The organism is Pseudomonas sp. RC10 (assembly GCF_038397775.1).
Lineage (GTDB): Bacteria > Pseudomonadota > Gammaproteobacteria > Pseudomonadales > Pseudomonadaceae > Aquipseudomonas > Aquipseudomonas bambusae.
In genome coordinates this window covers 105,852-126,123 of sequence record NZ_CP151650.1, presented here as the reverse complement: position 1 = coordinate 126,123, position 20,272 = coordinate 105,852, and the positions used below count along the sequence as shown (strand labels likewise).

At 60.6% G+C, this 20,272-nt stretch carries 17 protein-coding genes; 11 read left to right on the top strand and 6 right to left on the bottom strand.

What is annotated here, in order from left to right:
- Positions 1-192: 192 nt before the first annotated feature.
- Positions 193-1,068: a LysR substrate-binding domain-containing protein gene (locus AAEO81_RS00575; RefSeq protein WP_341960987.1), complete on the bottom strand. Its 876-nt coding sequence runs from the start codon at positions 1,066-1,068 to the stop codon at positions 193-195.
- Between the two features lie 361 nt (positions 1,069-1,429).
- Between AAEO81_RS00575 and AAEO81_RS00570 the strand changes: the two genes are divergently transcribed.
- The 5 genes from AAEO81_RS00570 to cfaB all read left to right on the top strand — a co-directional run bounded on the left by AAEO81_RS00570 (position 1,430) and on the right by cfaB (position 8,951).
- Positions 1,430-3,409, top strand: coding sequence for a protease modulator HflK (locus AAEO81_RS00570; protein ID WP_341960986.1), 1,980 nt, complete (start codon positions 1,430-1,432; stop codon positions 3,407-3,409).
- An 11-nt stretch (positions 3,410-3,420) separates the two neighbouring features.
- A complete protein-coding gene (locus tag AAEO81_RS00565) occupies positions 3,421-4,464 on the top strand; it encodes a protease modulator HflC (RefSeq protein ID WP_341960984.1) in 1,044 nt (347 codons plus the stop codon).
- Complete coding sequence (locus tag AAEO81_RS00560; protein WP_341960982.1) at positions 4,461-5,528, top strand: protease modulator HflK; 1,068 nt, start codon at positions 4,461-4,463, stop codon at positions 5,526-5,528. The genes AAEO81_RS00565 and AAEO81_RS00560 overlap by 4 nt, the downstream gene beginning before the upstream one ends.
- A gap of 77 nt (positions 5,529-5,605) precedes the next feature.
- The gene (locus tag AAEO81_RS00555; protein ID WP_341964659.1) at positions 5,606-7,486 is read left to right on the top strand and encodes a cation-translocating P-type ATPase; all 1,881 of its coding nucleotides are present in this window, start codon (positions 5,606-5,608) and stop codon (positions 7,484-7,486) included.
- Positions 7,487-7,766: 280 nt separating this feature from the next.
- Positions 7,767-8,951, top strand: a complete 1,185-nt coding sequence (gene cfaB / locus AAEO81_RS00550; RefSeq protein WP_341960981.1) for a C17 cyclopropane fatty acid synthase CfaB — start codon at positions 7,767-7,769, stop codon at positions 8,949-8,951.
- 130 nt (positions 8,952-9,081) lie between these two features.
- On the opposite strand, the gene cls is transcribed toward cfaB, so the two are convergent.
- Positions 9,082-10,521 (bottom strand): cardiolipin synthase, encoded by a 1,440-nt coding sequence (cls, locus tag AAEO81_RS00545; protein ID WP_341960979.1) that lies wholly within the window; start codon positions 10,519-10,521, stop codon positions 9,082-9,084.
- A gap of 186 nt (positions 10,522-10,707) precedes the next feature.
- On the opposite strand from cls, the gene AAEO81_RS00540 reads away from it, so the two are divergent.
- Both AAEO81_RS00540 and AAEO81_RS00535 read left to right on the top strand, forming a co-directional pair.
- Positions 10,708-11,229 carry a DUF3617 domain-containing protein gene (locus AAEO81_RS00540; protein WP_166593978.1) on the top strand — a complete coding sequence of 174 codons (522 nt, stop codon included), beginning with the start codon at positions 10,708-10,710 and terminating at the stop codon, positions 11,227-11,229.
- A gap of 262 nt (positions 11,230-11,491) precedes the next feature.
- Positions 11,492-12,745: an N-acetylmuramoyl-L-alanine amidase gene (locus AAEO81_RS00535; RefSeq protein WP_341960978.1), complete on the top strand. Its 1,254-nt coding sequence runs from the start codon at positions 11,492-11,494 to the stop codon at positions 12,743-12,745.
- 157 nt (positions 12,746-12,902) lie between these two features.
- On the opposite strand, the gene AAEO81_RS00530 is transcribed toward AAEO81_RS00535, so the two are convergent.
- Positions 12,903-13,295 carry a glutamine synthetase gene (locus AAEO81_RS00530; protein ID WP_341960976.1) on the bottom strand — a complete coding sequence of 131 codons (393 nt, stop codon included), beginning with the start codon at positions 13,293-13,295 and terminating at the stop codon, positions 12,903-12,905.
- A gap of 89 nt (positions 13,296-13,384) precedes the next feature.
- On the opposite strand from AAEO81_RS00530, the gene zigA reads away from it, so the two are divergent.
- On the top strand, positions 13,385-14,587 hold the full coding sequence (gene zigA / locus AAEO81_RS00525; protein ID WP_341960975.1) for a zinc metallochaperone GTPase ZigA: 1,203 nt from the start codon (positions 13,385-13,387) through the stop codon (positions 14,585-14,587).
- Positions 14,588-14,722: 135 nt separating this feature from the next.
- Here the strand turns inward: zigA and AAEO81_RS00520 are convergent, their stop codons facing one another.
- Positions 14,723-15,094, bottom strand: a complete 372-nt coding sequence (locus AAEO81_RS00520) for an NADH:ubiquinone oxidoreductase (RefSeq protein WP_341960974.1) — start codon at positions 15,092-15,094, stop codon at positions 14,723-14,725.
- Between the two features lie 54 nt (positions 15,095-15,148).
- Here AAEO81_RS00520 and AAEO81_RS00515 point away from each other — a divergent pair, with 54 nt between their 5' ends.
- On the top strand, positions 15,149-16,111 hold the full coding sequence (locus AAEO81_RS00515) for a CobW-like GTP-binding protein (RefSeq protein WP_341960972.1): 963 nt from the start codon (positions 15,149-15,151) through the stop codon (positions 16,109-16,111).
- 20 nt (positions 16,112-16,131) lie between these two features.
- Here AAEO81_RS00515 and AAEO81_RS00510 read toward each other — a convergent pair whose 3' ends face one another.
- Positions 16,132-16,524, bottom strand: coding sequence for a DUF3301 domain-containing protein (locus AAEO81_RS00510; RefSeq protein WP_166593983.1), 393 nt, complete (start codon positions 16,522-16,524; stop codon positions 16,132-16,134).
- Positions 16,525-16,658: 134 nt separating this feature from the next.
- Here AAEO81_RS00510 and pdxY point away from each other — a divergent pair, with 134 nt between their 5' ends.
- A complete protein-coding gene (gene pdxY / locus AAEO81_RS00505; protein ID WP_341960970.1) occupies positions 16,659-17,525 on the top strand; it encodes a pyridoxal kinase PdxY in 867 nt (288 codons plus the stop codon).
- Positions 17,526-17,684: 159 nt separating this feature from the next.
- Here pdxY and AAEO81_RS00500 read toward each other — a convergent pair whose 3' ends face one another.
- Entirely contained in the window at positions 17,685-18,170 is a 486-nt protein-coding gene (locus AAEO81_RS00500) for an acyl-CoA thioesterase (RefSeq protein WP_341960969.1), read from the bottom strand.
- 306 nt (positions 18,171-18,476) lie between these two features.
- Here AAEO81_RS00500 and AAEO81_RS00495 point away from each other — a divergent pair, with 306 nt between their 5' ends.
- Positions 18,477-20,240, top strand: a complete 1,764-nt coding sequence (locus AAEO81_RS00495; RefSeq protein ID WP_166593985.1) for a cation:proton antiporter — start codon at positions 18,477-18,479, stop codon at positions 20,238-20,240.
- Positions 20,241-20,272 lie beyond the last annotated feature (32 nt).

Here is a 20,272-nt window from a genome sequence, read left to right as displayed (position 1 = left end):
CCCAGACACCTCGACGCTCTGCGGCGGACGCGGTCCTGTAGGAGCCGGCTAGCTGGCGAAAGCGGAGTGTCAGGCAACACTTCTCTGTCAGGTGTACCGCCTTCGCCACCAAGGCGGCTCCTACAGAACAGCGTTCGGCGTAGCGTTTTGGGTTGTCTGGATGTTTATGGGAGATGGAGAGATCTGCTGGAATCAGGGATTACTCACCAAACTCAACCACTCAGTAAATAGCTGCACCTTGGACAGCCCGAATTTGTCGTTCGGGATGTCGAGCCAATAGCCGTACGGGCCGATCACTTCGACCGGGGTGATCGGCAGCAGGCTGCCATTGGCCAGCTCGCGCTCGATCATCTGTCGGTCGATCACCGCCAGTCCGCCCCCTGACAGCGCGGTGTTGATCACCTGATCCAGCGTGCTGAATTCCAGCCCTTGCGTCGCATCGACGTCGACTCTTCCTACCGCGCTCAGCCAGTTCTCCCACACCTTCAGGCGCTTGCCTTCGTGGAGAATGTGCAGCAGCGGAAAACGCCGCAGGTCTGGCGCTTCACCGTTGTCGAATAACTCGGGACTCGCCACCGCGATATGCCGCTCCATGACCAGCAATTGGCTATGACAGTGGGTGTCCGCCTCCAGTCCGAAGCGGATGTGACAATCCACTTCCGCATATCCGTCGTGATTCGCTTGGTTGGTGATGCTCAGGCTGATGTCCGGATAACGCTGCACGAAGGTGCGCAGTTGCGCCGACAGCCAGCGCGTGGCCCACGTCGGCGGCGCGAGAATGCGCAGGCGTTGGCGCAGGTTCGGCACACGCACGGCTTGCAGCGAACGTTCAATGTGATCGAACGCTTGGGCCAGATTCGGCGACAGTGCGGCACCCGACTCGGTGAGTGACAGGCCTCGCGGCGTGCGAATGAACAGCGTGATGCCCAGATAATCTTCAAGCTGCTTGATCTGCCGACTGATAGCGCCTTGTGTCACGTTCAGCGACTCCGCGGCCTTGTTGAAACTGCGATGCCGAGCGACCTCTTCGAAGATGCGCAAGGTGTTCAGCGAAGGCAATTGACGCATCAAACGGGCTCCAGCGCTGACCCTTCAAGCGGCCACTCGTCTCGTGTCGAGCGGATCGAAGAAGGCGGGTCAACGGTGTGTGTTTTTAGAGGAATTTTGTAGGAGGTATCTGACGCTGTGGCGCACGCCGATGCAAGGCCCGCGCGCAGAAAATGACGTCGTGGGGGCGCCCTTTGCGGGCTAACCTGTCTGCTGGCTGTCTGAGTGAATAATTCGTCATGTTCCGGCGTATTGATCAGACGAAAATTTCACGACTTCTGTTATATCGTAACGCCCCGTTAAACTGTGTTTCGGGATGCGTATCCCACGACGTGGACAGGCAGGGTAATGACTACAGCGTTCAGCAAGGTGTGGAGTGTCGATGCGGGTTGATCTGGATGTTGAAGGTGCAACGCCTGCAAGTCTGCCGAGGTTTCAGCGCGCGAGCTTTCACGCTCGACGCCTGTCGCGATTGACCTACGTGCTGGGCGCCATGGGCGTGATCGGCCTGGTGCTCTCGTTATTCGTTGACCTGTTTTCCCCTAATTCCCTCTGGACCGCCGTGCTGACCAACAGCGCCGCGAGCCTGCTGGTGCTGGCGTCGGCGATGCAGTCGGCGCAGGTGGTGGCCTTGTGGCGCGCCCGTGTCATCGCGCCTGACGACGTGGCGGTGGTGCCGGACGAAGACGTCGTTGCCGACGAGCAGGGCTGGTACGACCGCATGCTCGGTCGCATCGGCGGGGCCGGAACCTCGATGGTTGGTCAGATCGGGGCGTCGGTGTTCTGGCTCGCGGGCTGGTCACTGTTGGCGCTGATCAGCATCTCGTTGGTCTGGAACCTCACACTAATCGGTACCAACGTCGGCCTGACCGGCAGTGTGGTGGGCGGTCTTTTGCTGCTGATCGGCTTTGGTCTGTTGGTGCTGGAACGCCAGTTCAGCAACGAATCCGAAGCGTCCTGGCCTGAAGCCGAGCAACTGGCGCAGATCACGCGCATGGCCATTGGCACGCTGTTGATTGCGGCGCTCTGTCTGTTCTTTTCGTCGGTTGAGCGGGTCTGGCCTGCACGACTGGCCGTGTTGATCGGCTTGCTGCCGGGACTGGTGGCGGTGGAATTGCTGATCCGCGCACTGCTTTCAGTCTTCAGCCCGCGCAACGACCGGCTTGAGCCGCGTCTGGTCGCCAGCAGTTTCGCTGCTGGTCTCCTGCGCTGGCCGCCGCGTCCGCTGACTGCGCTGCAGAACGAATTGCACAACCGCTTCGGCATCGACCTGCGGCAGATCTGGGCGTTTACCTACATGCGCCGCGCCTTCTTGCCCGTCATGGCCGTGATCGTCGCGTTGGGTTGGGCCCTGAGCGGCGTGCACGAAATTCCGATGCAGGGGCGAGGCATTTACGAGCGTTTCGGTAAGCCCGTCGAAGTCATGGGACCGGGCCTGCACGCCGGGCTGCCATGGCCGTTCGGGACGGTGTTGCCGGTAGAGAATGGCGTCGTGCACGAGTTGGCGACCAGCGTTTCCGAGGGCACCAACGCCAAAAACAACGACGCGGAACAGGTGCGCGATCCGGCTGAAGGTCCACCGCCTGCCGTCGCGAACCGACTGTGGGACGCGACCCACATCAACGACAAATCCCAAGTGATCGCCAGCGGTTCGGGCGACAAGCAGAGCTTCCAGATCGTCAACATGGACGTGCGCTTCGTCTACCGTATCGGTCTCGACGATCAGTCCGCTATGGCCGCGACCTACAACAGCGCCGACATTCCGAGCCTGATTCGCAGCACCGCCAGCCGCGTGCTGGTCCACGATTTCGCTTCGCGCACCCTTGATGAATTGCTCGGCGAGCAGCGCACTGATCTGGCCGCCGACATTGGCACTGCTGTGGCGCGGGACCTGAAAAAACTCGACAGCGGCGTGGAAATCCTCGCGACGGTCGTCGAATCGATTCACCCGCCAGCCGGTGCCGCCAACGCGTATCACGCCGTTCAAGCGGCGCAGATCAGCGCTCAAGCGCTCATTTCCCGCGAACGAGGCGCCGCTGCCGATCAGGCCAACCTGGCGCAGTTGCACGCCAGCGTAGCGCACGATCAAGCCGCCGCCACGTCCCGCGAAGTCATGGCCACGGCGCAAAGCGCGGACCTGCGTTTCAGCGCCGAACAACAAGGCTACGCCAAGGCCGGTCAGGCGTTTCTGCTGGAGCAGTATCTGAGTCAACTGACCCTGGGCATGACCCACGCCAAATTGCTCGTTCTGGATCATCGACTGGGCGGCACCAGCGCCCCCACTATCGATCTGCGTTCTTTCACCCTCCCGGTCGACCCTGCGGCGTCGCCAAAGTCGGCTGAACAGCCAATGGCTGAATAAGGAGTCGTCCCTTGAGTCTGTTTCATTCCCACGACCATCACGACCATTCAGGTCACGACCACGGCGGTCACGGTCATCACCATGGCCACCACCACGGCGAAGCGTCGGGGCCGGTGGGTTTTCCGTGGCGTCGCGCCGGGCTGGCAGCGGTGTTGATCGCGTTTGCCGTGGCAGCCGCGAGCCTGGTGCAGGTGCGTTCTGGCGAAGCCACTGTCATCACCCGTTTCGGTAACCCGTCCCGCGTGCTGCTCGACCCGGGTTTGAGCTGGCGCTGGCCTGCGCCATTCGAGGCAGCGATTCCAGTGGACCTGAGGCTGCGCACCACCTCCAGCGGCTTGCAGGACGTGGGCACCCGCGATGGCCTGCGCATCATCGTGCAGGCCTACGTCGCCTGGCAGGTGCAGGGCGACCCCGACAACGTGAAGCGCTTCATGCGTGCGGTGCAGAACGAACCGGACGAAGCGGCGCGGCAGATCCGCACCTTCGTCGGTTCGGCGCTGGAAACCACGGCCGCGAGCTTCGACCTGTCGAGCCTGATCAACACCGACGCCAATCAAGTGCGGATCGGCGACTTCGAAAACCAACTGCGCCAGCAGATCGACAAGCAATTGCTGACGACCTATGGCGTACGCGTCCTGCAAGTGGGCGTCGAGCGTCTTACACTGCCGTCGGTGACCCTCAACGCGACGGTCGACCGCATGCGCGCCGAACGTGAAACCATCGCCACCGAACGCACGGCCATCGGCAAGCGTGAAGCCGCGCAGATCCGCTCGGCAGCCGAACGCGATGCGCGCATCGTCGAAGCGGACGCCACCGTCAAAGCTGCCGACATCGAAGCGCAATCCCGCGTCGAAGCCGCTCTCATCTACGGCCGCGCTTACGCCAGCTCGCCGCAGCTGTACAACCTGCTGCGCTCGCTGGACACCCTCGGCACCGTGGTCGGCCCGACCACCAAGCTGATCCTGCGCACAGACGCCGCGCCGTTCCGCGTATTGGTGGATGGCCCGCCGAGCCTTGATGGCAAGTCGGATGGCAAAGCTGGAACGCAGCCATGAGTGAGCAGGACTCGACCCCGATCGAGCGCCCGGCGGTGAGCAGCCCTTGGCTGCAAGCAAGTCGGTTGGCGTTCATGGGCTTGTATGTCGTGACGTTGTTGGCGGCACTGGGTTGGGCGGTGTCCAACGTGCGCCAGATCGATCCGCAAAACCGCGCCGTGGTCTTCCGCTTTGGCGAGCTGGATCGCGTGCAGAACGCCGGTCTCTTGCTCGCCTGGCCGCAGCCTTTCGAGCAAGTGGTGCTGCTGCCGTCAGCGGATCGCGTGATCGAACGCCATGTGGAAACGCTGCTGCGCTCGCCCACGGCCCAGGCCGCTGACAAAGTCACCAGCTTCGCGACGCCAATGAGTGACGCGCTGGCCGGTTCGGGCTACCTGCTGACGGGCGATGCCGGTGTCGTACAGCTGGATGTGACGGCGTACTACAAGGTCACCGACCCCCGTGAGTTCGTGTTGCAGGGTGAGCACGTGTTGCCTGCGCTGGATCGTCTGGTCAATCGCAGCGCGGTCAGCCTGACGGCAGCGCGGGATCTGGACACGATTCTGGTGGCGCGCCCCGAACTGATAGGCTCCGACAGTCAGGCGGCCGAGCGCCGTGAGCGTCTGCGGGGTGATCTGGTGCAGGGCATCAATACCCGCCTCGAAGACCTGACCGCGACCGGCATTGGTCTGGGTGTGGAAGTGGTGCGGGTGGACGTGCAGTCCAGCCTGCCACCCGCTGCGGTCAACGCTTTCAACGCCGTGCTGACCGCCAGCCAGCAAGCCGACCAGGCCGTGGCCAACGCCCGCACAGATGCTGAAAAGCAAAACCAGACTGCCAATCAGCAGGCCGACCGCACCTTGCAGGTCGCCCATGCTCAGGCGTCCGAGCGACTGGCCAAGGCGCAGACCGACACCGCTGCGGTCACCGGTCTGGCGCAATCGATCCAGAACAAGAGCGACCCCGGTCTGCTGCTGCGGATCTACCGCGAGCGCGTGCCGGGCATTCTCAAGCAGGCCGGTTCCGTGACGACGGTCAATCCCCATGACGATTCACGCCTGATCATTCAGGGAGCCGACAAATGAGTGCCGACGCCGCACATAACCACGACCACACCCACGAGCACGATCATGGCCACGCCGAAGCGCCCGCGCCCGGCAGCATGCTGACCAGCAACGAACAGCGCAGCGCTGCGCGACAACTGACCTTGGCCATGCTCGCCCTGGGCTTGCTGGCGCTGGGGCTGGTCTGGCGATTCTTCGCCCCTGAGCAGGTCGGCGTCAGCCAATTGCTGCTGGGCGTCGCCTCGCTGCTGGTGGCGATCCCCGTGGTCAGCGCCGGTTGGTACAGCCTGCGTTACCCGAGCCTGCACGGCATCACGGATCAGCTCATCGCGCTGGCCATGCTCGGTGCATGGGCCACGGGCGACCTGATGACCGCCGCGCTGCTGCCGATCATCATGATCTTCGGCCACGTGCTGGAAGAGCGCAGCGTCATCGGCTCGCAAGAGGCGATTCAGGCCCTCGGCAAACTCACCCGCAGCCATGCGCGTTTGATCGGGGCAGACGGCACGATTCGGGAAGTGGACAACGGCTCCCTCGTCGCGGGTGATCGCGTCGAAGTGCGCGCCGGTGATCGGGTGCCTGCTGACGGTTTGGTGATGTCGGGTCAGGCCAGTCTCGACACCGCGCCGATCACGGGAGAATCAGTGCCTCTCGAAGCGCGTGCGGGCATGGAAGTGTTCGGTGGCGCGATCAACCTCGACGGTCTGCTGCGCATCGAAGTGACGCGCATCGGCAACGAATCGACGCTCGGCAAAGTCATCGCGCTGATGCAGAACGCCGAACGTTCGAAGCCGCCGATCACGCGCCTGCTGGAGCGCTACGCGGGCAGCTACATGGTGCTGGTGTTGCTGATCGCGGCGGTCACTTGGTTCATTACCAACAACGCGCAGGCGATGCTTGCTGTGCTGGTGGCGGCGTGTCCTTGTGCGCTGGTGTTGTCGGCACCTGCCACAGCCATCGCGGGGATCGCAGTCGCGGCCCGCCACGGCATTCTGATTCGCAGCTCGGCGTTTCTTGAAGAGCTCGCGGACCTGACCTCCCTGGTGGTCGACAAGACCGGCACGCTGACCTACGGCAGTCTGCGTTTGCAATCGGTGCAAGCCGAAGAGGGCGCGGGCGATGACGTGATCACGCTCGCGGCCAGTCTCGGGTCGGCCAGCAGCCACCCGGTCAGTCGCGCGCTGGCAGGGCTGGTGGAGAAGGATCATTTGCTGGCGCTGGAAGACATTCGCGAACGTCAGGGGCTGGGGGTCATCGCGCAAACGGGTCGTGGCGAAGCGGCGATGGGCCGTCCCGAGCTGTTCGCGCAACTGGGAATCGAAACCTCGCCCGTGCCAAACCATGACGGCCCGATTGCGGGGCTGGCGGTCGATGGCGTGTTCCTGGCCTGGCTGCTGCTGGCGGACAGCCTCAAACCAGAGGCGCGTCAGGCGTTGAGCGAACTGCGCGAGCTGGGAATGGGGCGTCAGTTGCTGCTGACCGGCGACCGTCAGAGCGTGGCGGACAGCCTCGGCGCGGAGGTCGGCATCCGCGACATCCACGCGCAGGCATTGCCCGAAGACAAACTCAACCGTGTCATGGGCGAGATCAAGAGTGGCTTCCGGCCCATGGTCGTGGGCGACGGCATCAACGACTCCCTCGCGCTGAAGGCAGGCGTCGTCGGCGTGGCGATGGGGGCGGGTGGTGCGGACATTGCGCTGGCCTCTGCCGACATCGTGCTGATCGGCAGTGACTTGCGTCGTCTGGGCACATGCGTGCGTCTGAGCCGCCAATGCCGCTCCACGCTGCAGGTGAACGTGATTATCGGGCTGGGATGGACGCTGGCGATTGTCGCACTGGCAGCCTTTGGCGTCCTCGGTGCGGCGGGGGCGATGATCGCCGCTGTGCTGCACAACCTCAGCACGCTGCTGGTTTTGGGCAACGCGGGGCGCCTGTTGCGCTTTCACGAACCCATCGCGAAATTTCACATGCCGTCGTAAGTCTTTGATTCGGCGCCCTCTCTGAGAGCGCCGGATTAGACGCCTGCACTAAGTATAAAAATTCGCTTGAGCTTTGAAGAACTCTGTAACAAATTACCTATCAGTCATGCAGAGGGTGCTCCATTGCAGGCTTCAAATTGGCTCGAAACCTGGGGGCATGGAAGTACCCGGCAGTAGGTTCCACGTTGTCATTCATAAAAGCCGATAGCCTGGCGGTTCCTGCTCTGGAACCGGTTTTGGACTACCCTTTTCCGTGTTTCTGGATCAGGGGTTTTTCTCAATGCTCGCGCAACTTCCACCGGCGTTACAGAAGCTTCACTTACCACTGCGACTCAAGCTCTGGGATGGCAATGAAGTCGAGTTGGGGGCAGACCCCAGCGTCACGATTGTCGTCAAGGACCCCTCGCTGGTGTCCGATTTCACTCACCCAAGTCTCGACCTGCTGGGGAGCGCCTTCGTTGAAGGCCGTCTGGAGCTCGAAGGCTCGATCAGCGAAGTCATGCGCGTCTGCGACGAGTTGACCGCCGCGCTGGTGGACGAGGATGACGACGTCGTCCCGGTGCGCACCGAGCACGACAAAGAAACCGACGCCAAGTCGATCTCCTACCACTACGACCTTTCCAATGACTTCTACCGGCTGTGGCTGGACAAGGAAATGGTGTATTCCTGCGCCTACTTCAAGACCGGCACCGAGACGCTGGAGCAAGCGCAGCAGGACAAATTCCATCATCTGTGTCGGAAACTGCGCCTGAAGCCTGGGGAATACTTGCTCGACGTGGGCTGTGGCTGGGGCGGATTGGCCCGCTTCGCCGCGCGTGAGTACGGTGTGAAAGTGTTCGGCATCACCCTGAGCCGCGAGCAACTGGCGCTGGCGCGGGAGCGCGTGAAAGCCGAAGGGCTGGAAGACCGGGTTGAGCTGCAACTGCTGGATTATCGCGACCTGCCGCAAGATGGCCGCTTCGACAAGATTGTCAGCGTCGGCATGTTCGAACACGTGGGCCACGCCAACCTTGAGCTGTACGCCAAATGTCTGTTCGGCGCGTTGAAGGAGGGCGGTCTGGTAATGAACCACGGCATCACCGCCAAGCACACCGATGGCCGTCCAGTGGGGCGCGGCGCCGGAGATTTCATTGACCGTTACGTGTTCCCGAACGGCGAGCTGCCGCATCTGGCGATGATCAGCGGGTTCATCAGCGAAGCAGGGCTGGAAGTGGTGGACGTGGAAAGTCTGCGTTTGCATTACGCCAAAACCCTCGACCACTGGAGCGCGCGTCTGGAAGAGAAGCTCGACGTGGCGGCGGCGATGGTGCCGGAACAGGCCTTGCGGATTTTCAGGCTGTACCTGGCGGGTTGCGCGTATGCGTTCTCGAAGGGGTGGATCAACCTGCATCAGATTCTGGCCGTGAAGCCCCGAGCCGATGGCAGCCACGACCTGCCGCTGACGCGGGATGATCTTTACGCTTAAGCGCTGACAGAGCACCACGCTTTCCTGTGGGAGCCGGCTTGCTGGCGAAAGCGTCAGTTCAGTCACACACATGTTGACTGATACACCGCTTTCGCCAGCAAGCCGGCTCCCACAAAGTGGTGCGATGCCTTCACAAAATCGGCGAGATCAACCGCGCCACGCGCATCCCCAGCTGCTGTAAGTGGTGGGTCTCTTTGCTTTCCTCAATGGAAATCTCATGGGCCTGGGCGAAGTCGTCGCTGAGCATGGCTTCAACCTCCCGCGCGAAATCCTCATCCACGGTCAGCAGCATCAGCTCGAAATTCAGGCGGAACGAGCGGTTGTCGAGGTTCGCGCTGCCAATGGCCGAGATCTCGTTGTCCACCAGCACAACCTTCTGGTGCAGGAAGCCCGGCTTGTAGCGGAACATCCGCACGCCCGCGCGCACCGCTTCGAACGCGAACAGGCTGGACGCTGCGTAAACCGTGTAATGGTCAGGCCGCGAGGGCAGCAGCAGGCGTACGTCCACCCCGCGCAATACCGCAAGTCGCAACGCCGCCGACACCGCTTCGTCCGGGATGAAATACGGCGTGGTGATCCACACGCGCTCGGTTGCGGCATGAATGGCTTCAACGAAGAACAGCGAGCAGGTCTCTTGCGAGTCTGCCGGGCCGGTGGCGAGGAACTGGCACAGCACGCCGTCTTCGGGGTAGCTTTCCGGCAGGATCAGCGGCGGCAGTTCGCGGGTTGCCCAGAACCAGTCCTCGGCAAACGATTCCTGCAAACATGCCACCACCGGGCCGACGATGGACACGTGCGTGTCTCGCCACGGCGCCAGCGGTGGCTTGAGGCCCATGTATTCGTCGCCGACGTTATGGCCGCCGACAAACCCCTTCACGCCATCCACCACGACGATCTTGCGGTGGTTGCGGAAGTTGACTTGAAAGCGATTGAGCCATCCGCCGCGTGTGGCAAAGGCTTTGATTTGTACGCCGCCTGCCCGAAGTTTTTCGACATAGCTGGCGGGCAGCGAGTGGCTGCCAATGCGGTCGTACAGCACGAAAATCTCGACGCCCTCGGCGGCCTTCTCCAACAGCAGCGACTGCAACCGGCGCCCGAGCCCGTCGTCATGAATGATGAAAAACTGCACGAACACCACGCGCTTCGCCGCCCGTATCGCATCGAAAATGGCCGTGAACGTGGCGTCCCCGTTGATCAGCAGTTTCACTTCGTTGTTGGCGAGGCACGGCATCCGCCCGAGCTTGGGCATGGCGCGCAGCGACTCATAGGCATCCGAGCGCCGTGCCGCGACGGCTTCTTCGATCCAGGGTTTCCAGTTGAAATCGACGATGGCATTGCGCATCTCGTTGTTGGCCTGACGACGAGCCTTGATATAGGCGTCGAAGGTGCTGCGGCCAAAGACCAGATAAGGAATGAGGGTGATGTAGGGGATGAAAATCAGCGGCATCGCCCAGGCAATCGAGCCTTGTGCGGTGCGCACGGTCAGCAGAGCGTGAATCGCTGCTACGATGCCGAGCAGGTGAGTAAAACCAAGCAGATAGCCAAAGAAATACGGGCTGTGGTAATCCATGCGCAACCTTGTGTTCGAGGCGTATAGGTGTCTAACAGACCACAGCGGGCGGGGATTGTCGCTATTTTATTCTGGCTGCAACTGGTTATCGGATTCGTCGTCTAAGCGTCATCGTCTGGCGGCCGCGCTTGGTCTTGCTGGCATGCCGCAATCACACTGTTTCAGGCAAAAAAGGAAAACAGATTCATGAAAAAGCGCGTATTGGCGTTGATGGTTTGTCTGGCTGCGCCCTTCGCTCAAGCGCAAGTGCTTCAGCCCGGCTTGTGGGAGCTGACGTCGAGCAACATGCAGGTCGATGGCCAGCAGATGCCGGACATGCAAATCATGCTCGCTCAACTGCAAATGATGGCCCCTGAACAGCGTGCGGCGATGGAACAAATGCTGGCAAAACAAGGGATTACCTTGGGCGGTCAAGGCGTTCGGGTGTGTCTGACGCCTGAACAGGTGAAGAACGAGCAGATTCCGCTGACCGATCCCAAGACAGGCTGCACTCAGCAAATCACTGACCGCAACGGGCCGACCTGGAAATTCAAATTCAGTTGCCCACGTGCGCAAGGCACCGGCACTGCGCAGTTCTTGAGTGATCGCCAGTTCACCACCCACGTCATTGGCTCGTTCAATGCCACCGGCCAGCAGCAGAATGGCAGCATGGACACTAAAGCCGTGTGGCTGGGCCAGAACTGTGGAACGGTCAAACCGCGCACTTAACTCGCTGCGGTACGACCGTTCGTCTGAACGCCCCGTTTATCGGGGCGTTTTCATTTTCAGCGCCAGATTCGTGTCCATGTTCCACGTGGAACATCTTGTTGTTTCACATGAGTTTTCGCCTGTTACCCCTTGTTTTAAAGCGGAAAACTCAACGCATTTCTGTAAAAAGCTTCATCTTCACCGAATGACCTGCATGTTATATTGTTACGAAGAATGTCGTTTCTATCTGGGCTGGGATGCTCATCTTTTTTCGGAACGTGTCATGCATCGACGTCAAATGCTGCTCAATATGCTTTTGGCCAGCGCCGCCTTCGCGCTCCCTTTCTCTGTCAATGCTGCCAATGCCGCGCAAATTCGCAACGCCCGTCTCTGGCGTTCCGATAACAAGCTGCGACTGGTCTTCGACCTCAGTGGTCCGGTGCAGTACAAAACCTTCACCCTCAGCGCCCCTGAACGCATCATCATTGATGTGAGCGGCGCGCGCCTGGAAGGCAACTTCCCTGAGCTGGCGCTGGAAAACACGCCGATCAAAGCGATTCGTTCGGGCCATTTCGGACAGGGCGACACACGCATCGTGCTAGACCTCGCATCGCCCGTGCAGCTCAACAGTTTCCTGCTCGGTCCAGAAGGTGCGCAAGGCAACCGGTTGGTGGTCGATCTCGGTAACGATTTGAAGCCACATGTGCCGGTGCAACTGGCAGCTGCGCCCGCCGCGCTGGTCAAGGAACCGCCTCCACCCGTGCTGGACAAAGCGCATCCGAAGCGCGACATCATGGTCGTGGTCGATGCCGGTCATGGTGGTAAAGACCCTGGCGCCGTCGGCTCGAAGGGTGAGCGCGAGAAAGACGTAGTGTTGTCCATCGCGCAACTGCTCGCTAAGCGGTTGAAGCGTGAGAAAGGCTTCGACGTGCGTCTGGTGCGTAACGACGACTTCTTCGTGCCCCTGCGCAAACGCGTCGACATCGCTCGCAAATACAACGCTGACATGTTCATCTCAGTGCATGCTGACGCGGCGCCAAGGCTTACAGCTTCGGGTGCATCGGTGTTCGCGTTGTCTGAAAACGGCGCGACCTCGGCCACGGCCCGTTTCATGGCTCAGCGCGAGAATGGCGCGGACTTGATTGGCGCGACCAGCCTGTTGAACCTGAAAGACAAGGACCCGATGCTCGCGGGCGTGATTCTCGACATGTCGATGAACGCGACCATCGCGGCGAGCCTGCAACTGGGTCACACCGTACTCGGCAGTCTGGAAGGCGTCACCACGCTGCATCAGAAACGCGTCGAGCAGGCCGGGTTTGCGGTGCTGAAATCGCCGGACGTGCCGTCGATTCTGGTCGAGACCGGGTTTATCTCCAACAGCCGCGACAGCCAGCGTCTGGTGACGGCGCGCCATCAACAGGCCGTGGCGGATGGGCTGTTCACCGGGATGAAGCAGTACTTCGAGGCCAACCCACCTGCAGGCTCGTTCATCGCTTGGCGGCAGGAGCAGAAGGCGGCGGAACAGGTTGTCGTCTGACGCCGTGCATCTGTCTTGAGTGAGGCGCGACCTCTGTGGGAGCCGGCTTGCTGGCGAATGTGGCGGGTCAGTCTGCACATTCGTTTCTGACACTCCGCCTTCGCCAGCAAGCCGGCTCCCACAAGGGGTGCGTTGTGTCAGGCTGGGCTGCGTGCACTCAGCGACAGCCCATCACGCGATCACAGGTGATCTTGCTCCGGCTGCCGCTGGAACTGGACACCCGGCTGATCGTCGTCCAGCCGACTTTCTGGATGTACCCCACCCAGGCCTCGCCATCCGAGGCCAACCCCGTGAAAAACGTCATCGAGCCATAACGGCTGTTGGTTTGCGCCCACGTGCGATTGCCCACGCTTTCGTACCCGCGCAAATACATCGTCGTGCCCGACATCGCCACGCTGTACTGGTTGTTATAGGCGTCGATGCACGCCAGCAACGTTGCGCTGCGCGTACATAACGCCCGATCCAGCCTCGGCGACGGAGGTGCAGCCCACACCTGTGTGCCTAGCAGCAGAGCGACAAACCCGGCGAACACGTTGGAAACCCTGACCATCGAGCGGACCTTGTAAAAAGTGTTAGCAGGTTTGTATTGTTATACTATAACGTAAAAAGCACCTGAACCTGCTACCTGATGAGACCTCCATGAACCGCCTCCCCGTAACCGTCCTGTCCGGCTTTCTCGGTGCCGGTAAAAGCACGCTGCTCAATCATGTCCTGCGCAACCGCGAGAACCTGCGCGTCGCCGTGATCGTCAACGACATGAGCGAAATCAACATCGACGGTAGCGAAGTCCAGCGCGACGTCAGCCTCAATCGCGCCGAAGAAAAACTCGTCGAGATGAGCAACGGCTGCATCTGCTGCACCCTGCGTGAAGACCTGCTGGAAGAAGTCAGCCGGCTCGCCAAGGATGGGCGCTTCGATTATCTGCTGATCGAGTCGACGGGCATCTCCGAGCCGCTGCCGGTGGCCGAGACGTTCACCTTTCGCGATGAGTCAGGACAGAGTCTCGCCGATATTGCGCGGCTCGACACCATGGTAACGGTGGTTGATGGCCTTAACTTCTTGCAGGACTATCAGGCCGCCGAAAGTCTGGATACACGCGGGGAAACGATGGGTGAAGACGACGAGCGCTCGATCACCGATTTGCTGATCGAACAGGTCGAGTTCGCCGACGTGATTCTGATCAGCAAGATCGATCTCATCAGCACCAGCGACCGCCTTGAGCTAATGGCCATCCTCAAAAGCCTCAACAGCCAGGCCGAGATTTTGCCGATGGTGATGGGCGCGGTGCCCTTGTGCAAGATTCTCGATACCGGCCGTTTCGACTTTGAGCGGGCAGCTCAGGCGCCGGGCTGGCTGAAGGAATTGCGTGGCGAACACACACCGGAAACCGACGAATACGGCATCGCCTCGACGGCGTACCGCGCGCGTCGCCCATTTCATCCGCAACGCTTCTTCGATTTCATCAACCAACCGTGGACCAACGGCAAACTGTTGCGCTCCAAAGGGTTCTTCTGGCTGGCGAACAAGCATCAGGAGGCGGGGAGCTGGTCCCAGGCGGGCGGGCTGATGCGCCACGGGTTTGCGGGTCGCTGGTGGCGTTTCGTGCCCAAAGCTCATTGGCCGCAGGACGAGGAAAGTACCGAGGTCATCATGCGCAGCTGGTTGGCGCAGACCGGGGATTGCCGTCAGGAGTTGGTGTTCATTGGCCAAAACATCGACTTCGCGCAGATGACCGCTGATCTGGATGCCTGTCTGCTCACCGACATCGAGATGGCCGCGGGCGTTGAAGCCTGGGCTCAGTTGGATGATCCGTTTGGTGATTGGCATGGTGAGGCCGCATAACGCCCCCGAACACCTGAAACATCTGTAGGAGCGAATTCATTCGCGATTGGCCAGTACATCCGATGCATATCTATCGAATGTACAACCGCCTCGCGAATGAATTCGCTCCCACAGGGTGATCCGCTATCCGTCAGCTCACTGCGCCTTCCACACCCCTTTGCTCTGCTCCTCGCAGAACGGTTTGAGGAAGGCGGCATCGCTGGCCACGCCGTAATAGTGAATGTTCTGCCGATAAGGCATATTGGCGACTTGCGCGTTGCTGCACTGGCCGAATGACCCACTCGGGCACTGTTCGGCGTAGGTCACTTCGATTTTCTGATCCTTCAACTGCGGTTTGCAGAAGCCGTTATGGAACAGATCGGGCGGAATGGTGAGATTTTCCTGACAGACTTTCACGTCAAGCCGCTCGGCCTGGCTGTGGACTACACAGGATTCGGCCCACGCCTGACCCGACGTGACCGCCAACAGCACCAACGCCAGCCGCGTGGGCAGCCAGATTGCTCGCATTCATTACCTCCGTCTGCGCTCGTTCTCGGGAGCGACGTTCAAGAATGGCCGGACATGCTGCAGAACATCCCCACCCATGTCATTGCTGGCCCTTTGGGCGCAGGCAAAACCAGCCTGATCAAGCACCTGCTGTCACAGAAACCGCCGAATGAACACTGGGCGATTCTGATCAACGAGTTCGGCCAGATCGGTCTGGACGCGGCACTGCTCAGCACGGCGCAAGATGGTATCGCACTTGGTGAAGTCGCTGGTGGTTGCCTGTGCTGCGTCAACGGTGCGCCGTTTCAGATCGGACTGGGTCGATTGCTGCGCAAGGCTCGGCCGGACCGACTGTTCATCGAGCCGTCCGGTCTTGGGCATCCCGTCCAGCTGTTGAAGCAATTGCGAGAGGCGCCGTGGCTCGGGGTGTTGGCCGTTCAGCCTAGCGTCATCGTTCTGGACGCTCAGGCCCTTGCAGCCGGAAAACCCCTCCCGCCGACTCAACAAGAGGCTGTGGGAAACGCCGGTCTGTTGGTGCTTAACAAATCGGAGGGGCTGAACGCCGCGGCCCGAGACACCCTCGTCACGATGCTGCCCGAACGCGCTGTGTGCTGGACTGAATCTGGCGCGCTGCCGCTGCAGCGCTTGCCCGGCATCGATGCAAAGGCCAATGAGGGTGTGGATAAGTTCGTTGCGCCCCGATCTCTTGCTCAATTGCCAGCGGTTTGGGTCGACCCGATGACGCCGATTTGTCTGAGTCAGGCTCAGCCTGAAGGCTGGAGCATTGGCTGGCGTTGGCACCCGGAGCGTATCTTCGATGCGACCAAAGTCCGGGCGTGGCTGCGAAGCCATGAATGGCGCCGTGCCAAGCTGGTTATCCACAGCGGATCGGGGTGGGTTTCGGGCAATGCGCTGGAGAGGGCCGAGTTTGAATGGGCACCGAGCGAATGGCGCAAGGATTCGAGGCTTGAACTGATCTTCGACGAGCCCCAAACCGAGGCCCAACTGACGGCGCAGCTAGCGAACTGTCTGACCTAGCGCTGCTTACCCACAGCGGCTTACTGCTTCCACTTGTTGTGTTCCTGCCGCCATTCGGCGAGCTGGATGATCTCAGCCGTGGGCTTGGGGTCCTTGATTTCGAACGGGTAGGGCGCCAGTTCGATCTGCGCAGTGTGTGCGCCAAACATCGTGATCGTGCCGGGGTGACGTTGCTCGCCCGTTACCGTGAATTCGAAGTTGTACACCCGGGCCAGGCGCTTGCGGCCTTCGTTGTCGCGCTTGAACGCGATACGGCGCAGTGCCACGTTGCCGTCGAGCAATTCGATGTCGAGCTTGGCGCAGTGCTGTTTGACACGCTCCAGCGCCCGTTCACGTAGACCATGGGAGTGCCACAGCCAAGCGCCAGCAGTCGCCAGCAGCATCAGGACGAAAATATTGCCCAGGGTCAGCATGGAAAGAGAGCTCCAACAGAAGGTGTCCAGCTTAACTGCGTCAGGTCACTGACAGCCATAGTGCGTCCGTTTAATTTCGCTTCACTTCGTCCGGCTTCGCTACTACTGTGCTTTCCCGGCTTCAGGAACCTGTCATGAAACGTTCGCCCCATTTGCTCGCCATTCAGTCCCACGTCGTCTTCGGGCACGCCGGCAACAGCGCTGCCGTGTTCCCTATGCAGCGTATCGGCATCAATGTCTGGCCGCTGAATACCGTTCAGTTCTCGAATCACACTCAGTACGGCCACTGGACCGGCGAAGTGCTGCCGCCGCAGCAGATTCCGGCACTGGTCGAGGGCATTGCGGCGATCGGAGAACTGGGCCATTGCGACGCGGTGTTGTCCGGCTATCTGGGCAGCGCAGCGCAAGGGCGGGCGATTTTGCAGGCGGTCGCGCAGATCAAACGGGCCAACCCGCGTGCGTTGTATCTGTGTGACCCGGTGATGGGGCATCCGGAAAAAGGCTGCATCGTGCCCCAGGAAGTCAGCGACTTTCTGTTGGAAGACGCCGCTGCCGTGGCCGATTTTCTCTGCCCGAATCAGCTGGAGCTGGACAGTTTTTCAGGGCGCAAGCCGACATCTTTGCTCGACTGCCTGGCAATGGCCCGTGCGCTGCTGGCCAGAGGACCGAAGGCGATTGTCGTCAAACATCTGAGCTACCCCGGCAAACCCGCCGAGAGCTTTGAAATGCTGTTGGTGACCGAGCAGGAAAGCTGGCACCTGCGACGCCCGTTGCTCGCGTTTCCGCGTCAGCCGGTGGGCGTGGGTGATCTGACGTCCGGACTGTTTCTGGCGAAGGTCTTGCTCGGGGAGGATCTGCGCAGCGCCTTCGAATACGCGGCTTCGGCGGTGCATGAGGTGCTGTTGGAGACCCAGGCGTGCGGGAGTTACGAGCTTGAGCTGATCCGGGCGCAGGACCGCATTGCGCACCCAAGGGTGAAGTTCGAGGCCGTTCGGCTGTAATGCTGATTCTGTAGGAGCGTGGCTTGTCCCGCGATCTGGCGCGCAGCGCCAGCAAACTAAATCAATGCCGTCCATCAGACACAATGGGATCGCACGATCTGCGACTGCTGCGCAGCCGATCGCGGGACAAGCCACGTTCCTACAAATTGCCTATTCCGTTTACACGCCGTCTTCGCGAATTTCGCGATACCGTTTTTCCAGCTCCTGACGCAGCTGACGACGCTGCTGGGCCTGTACGTAGCGGCGCTTGTCTTCGCTGGTCTGCGGATCCAACGGCGGAACGCTGGCCGGTTTGCGTTGGTCGTCCACCGCCACCATGGTGAAAAAGCAGCTGTTGGTGTGACGCACCGAGCGCTCGCGGATGTTTTCCGTCACCACCTTGATCCCGACTTCCATGGACGTGTTGCCGGTGTAGTTCACCGACGCCAGGAAGGTCACCAGTTCACCGACGTGAATCGGCTCGCGGAAAATCACCTGATCCACCGACAGCGTCACGACGTAACGACCGGCGTAACGGCTCGCGCACGCGTAGGCGACTTCATCGAGGTATTTAAGAAGCGTGCCGCCGTGCACGTTGCCAGAAAAGTTGGCCATGTCCGGGGTCATCAATACAGTCATCGACAGCTGGGCGTTTCCGGGTTCCATAGCGTGCTCACGGTCTGGTTGGGTCAATTGGCACCTCGGGTGGGTGCTCGAAATAAAATCGGCTATCAAAACCAACACTATCGGGACGCTGGCAGCCGGGCTGCCGTCACGCCTGAGGTCGATCTGTTTCCATATATTGCACCGGCTTCATCGGCTTTTGTGCGGTGTTAACCTGCGAAAACTCTTGGATGGGGTATTTCCTGCGTTCCGCTCAGAAATTTCTGACTCTGCTGGCGATCTTTCGCACCGCAGCCGTCTCCTTTTCAGCATGAACGCGCATCTTTAGTCGTCACAAGGAGCCGCGCCATGCATGCCATCAGTTTCATTCAGGACCTGGCAGTCATCATGCTGGTGGCTGGCGTGGTCACCGTTCTCTTCCATCGACTCAAACAACCGGTCGTCCTCGGCTATATCGTCGCCGGGTTCATCATCGGGCCGCACACTCCGCCATTCGGCCTGATCCACGACGAAGACACCATCAAGATTCTTGCTGAACTGGGCGTGATCTTCCTCATGTTCTGTCTGGGACTGGAATTCAGTCTGCGCAAATTGTTCAAGGTCGGCGCTACGGCGTTCGTCGCCGCCTTCCTCGAAATCATGCTGATGATCTGGATCGGCTATGAAATCGGCCAGTATTTTGGCTGGAGCACCATGGATTCGCTGTTCTTGGGAGCGATTTTGGCCATCTCCTCGACCACGATCATCGTTAAGGCGCTCAACGACCTGAAAATGAAAAACCAGCGTTTCGCCCAACTGATCTTTGGCGTGCTGATCGTGGAAGACATCCTCGGCATCGGCATCATCGCGCTGTTGTCGGGCATTGCGGTCAGCGGCTCGGTGAGTTCCGGTGAAGTGTTCTCCACCGTCGGCAAGCTTTCGTTGTTCATGATCGTCGCGCTGGTGATCGGGATTCTGCTGGTGCCGCGTTTGCTGGCCTACGTCGCGAAATTCGAAAGCAACGAGATGCTACTGGTCACGGTCCTGGGCCTGTGTTTCGGCTTCTGTCTGCTGGTGGTCAAACTCGAGTACAGCATGGTGCTAGGGGCTTTTCTGATTGGCGCGATCATGGCCGAATCGAAGCAACTGGCGAAGATCGAGCATTTGATCGAACCCATTCGCGACATGTTCAGCGCAATTTTCTTTGTTGCCATCGGCTTGCTTATCGACCCGCAGATCCTGCTTGCCTACGCATGGCCCATCGCCGTGATCACCGTGGCCGTTGTGCTGGGCAAGATGCTGTCCTGCGGCCTGGGAGCGTTTATCGCAGGTAACGACGGAAAAACCTCGCTCCGTGTTGGAATGGGGCTGTCACAGATTGGCGAGTTTTCTTTCATCATTGCCGCGCTCGGGATGACATTGCAGGTCACCAGCGATTTTCTCTATCCCGTTGCGGTGGCGGTGTCGGCGATCACCACACTGCTCACGCCGTATCTGATTCGGGCTGCCGATCCACTGTCCCACACGTTGGCGAGGATCATGCCTACGCGAGTGGCCCGGGTTTTCGGTCTGTACGGAGAGTGGCTGCGCAGCATTCAGCCACAGGGGCAGGGGGCGTTACTGGCTTCGATGATTCGCAAGATCCTGCTGCAAGTGGGGGTGAACCTGGCGCTGGTGGTGGCGATCTTCTTCTGCGGTGCTTATTTCGCCGAGCGCATTGGGGATTACTTCAGCGAATGGGTCAGCGAAGTCGGTCAGCAGAAGGCCTGGATATGGGGCGCTTCTTTACTGTTGTCGCTACCGTTTCTGATCGCGGCCTATCGCAAGCTGAAAGCGCTGTCGATGCTGTTGGCCGAGATGAGTGTGAAGCCAGAGATGGCGGGCAGGCATACCGCACGCGTACGCCGAGTGATTGCGGAGGTGATCCCGTTGCTGTCGCTGGTGGTGATTTTCCTGCTGATCGCCCTGCTGTCGGCGAGCATGCTGCCGACCCACGAATGGTTGCTGCTGATCGTGATCGTGGCAGCGGTGGTGGCGGCGGTGCTGTGGCGCTGGTTCATCCGGGTGCACACCCGCATGCAGATCGCGCTGCTGGAAACACTGGGGAATCATCAGGAGCCTTCAGAGCATTAAGCGGCTGAAGGCTTCCCTGCGTGCGTGGGAAA

What these genes read in the sequence shown, in the direction of transcription:
- AAEO81_RS00575 (WP_341960987.1), bottom strand. Translation starts at nt 1,068, where the DNA reads ATGCGTCAATTGCCTTCGCTGAACACCTTGCGCATCTTCGAAGAGGTC.
- AAEO81_RS00570 (WP_341960986.1), top strand. Translation starts at nt 1,430, where the DNA reads ATGCGGGTTGATCTGGATGTTGAAGGTGCAACGCCTGCAAGTCTGCCG.
- AAEO81_RS00560 (WP_341960982.1), top strand. Translation starts at nt 4,461, where the DNA reads ATGAGTGAGCAGGACTCGACCCCGATCGAGCGCCCGGCGGTGAGCAGC.
- AAEO81_RS00555 (WP_341964659.1), top strand. Translation starts at nt 5,606, where the DNA reads ATGCTGACCAGCAACGAACAGCGCAGCGCTGCGCGACAACTGACCTTG.
- cfaB (WP_341960981.1), top strand. Translation starts at nt 7,767, where the DNA reads ATGCTCGCGCAACTTCCACCGGCGTTACAGAAGCTTCACTTACCACTG.
- cls (WP_341960979.1), bottom strand. Translation starts at nt 10,521, where the DNA reads ATGGATTACCACAGCCCGTATTTCTTTGGCTATCTGCTTGGTTTTACT.
- AAEO81_RS00540 (WP_166593978.1), top strand. Translation starts at nt 10,708, where the DNA reads ATGAAAAAGCGCGTATTGGCGTTGATGGTTTGTCTGGCTGCGCCCTTC.
- AAEO81_RS00535 (WP_341960978.1), top strand. Translation starts at nt 11,492, where the DNA reads ATGCATCGACGTCAAATGCTGCTCAATATGCTTTTGGCCAGCGCCGCC.
- AAEO81_RS00530 (WP_341960976.1), bottom strand. Translation starts at nt 13,295, where the DNA reads ATGGTCAGGGTTTCCAACGTGTTCGCCGGGTTTGTCGCTCTGCTGCTA.
- zigA (WP_341960975.1), top strand. Translation starts at nt 13,385, where the DNA reads ATGAACCGCCTCCCCGTAACCGTCCTGTCCGGCTTTCTCGGTGCCGGT.
- AAEO81_RS00520 (WP_341960974.1), bottom strand. Translation starts at nt 15,094, where the DNA reads ATGCGAGCAATCTGGCTGCCCACGCGGCTGGCGTTGGTGCTGTTGGCG.
- AAEO81_RS00515 (WP_341960972.1), top strand. Translation starts at nt 15,149, where the DNA reads ATGCTGCAGAACATCCCCACCCATGTCATTGCTGGCCCTTTGGGCGCA.
- AAEO81_RS00510 (WP_166593983.1), bottom strand. Translation starts at nt 16,524, where the DNA reads ATGCTGACCCTGGGCAATATTTTCGTCCTGATGCTGCTGGCGACTGCT.
- pdxY (WP_341960970.1), top strand. Translation starts at nt 16,659, where the DNA reads ATGAAACGTTCGCCCCATTTGCTCGCCATTCAGTCCCACGTCGTCTTC.
- AAEO81_RS00500 (WP_341960969.1), bottom strand. Translation starts at nt 18,170, where the DNA reads ATGGAACCCGGAAACGCCCAGCTGTCGATGACTGTATTGATGACCCCG.
- AAEO81_RS00495 (WP_166593985.1), top strand. Translation starts at nt 18,477, where the DNA reads ATGCATGCCATCAGTTTCATTCAGGACCTGGCAGTCATCATGCTGGTG.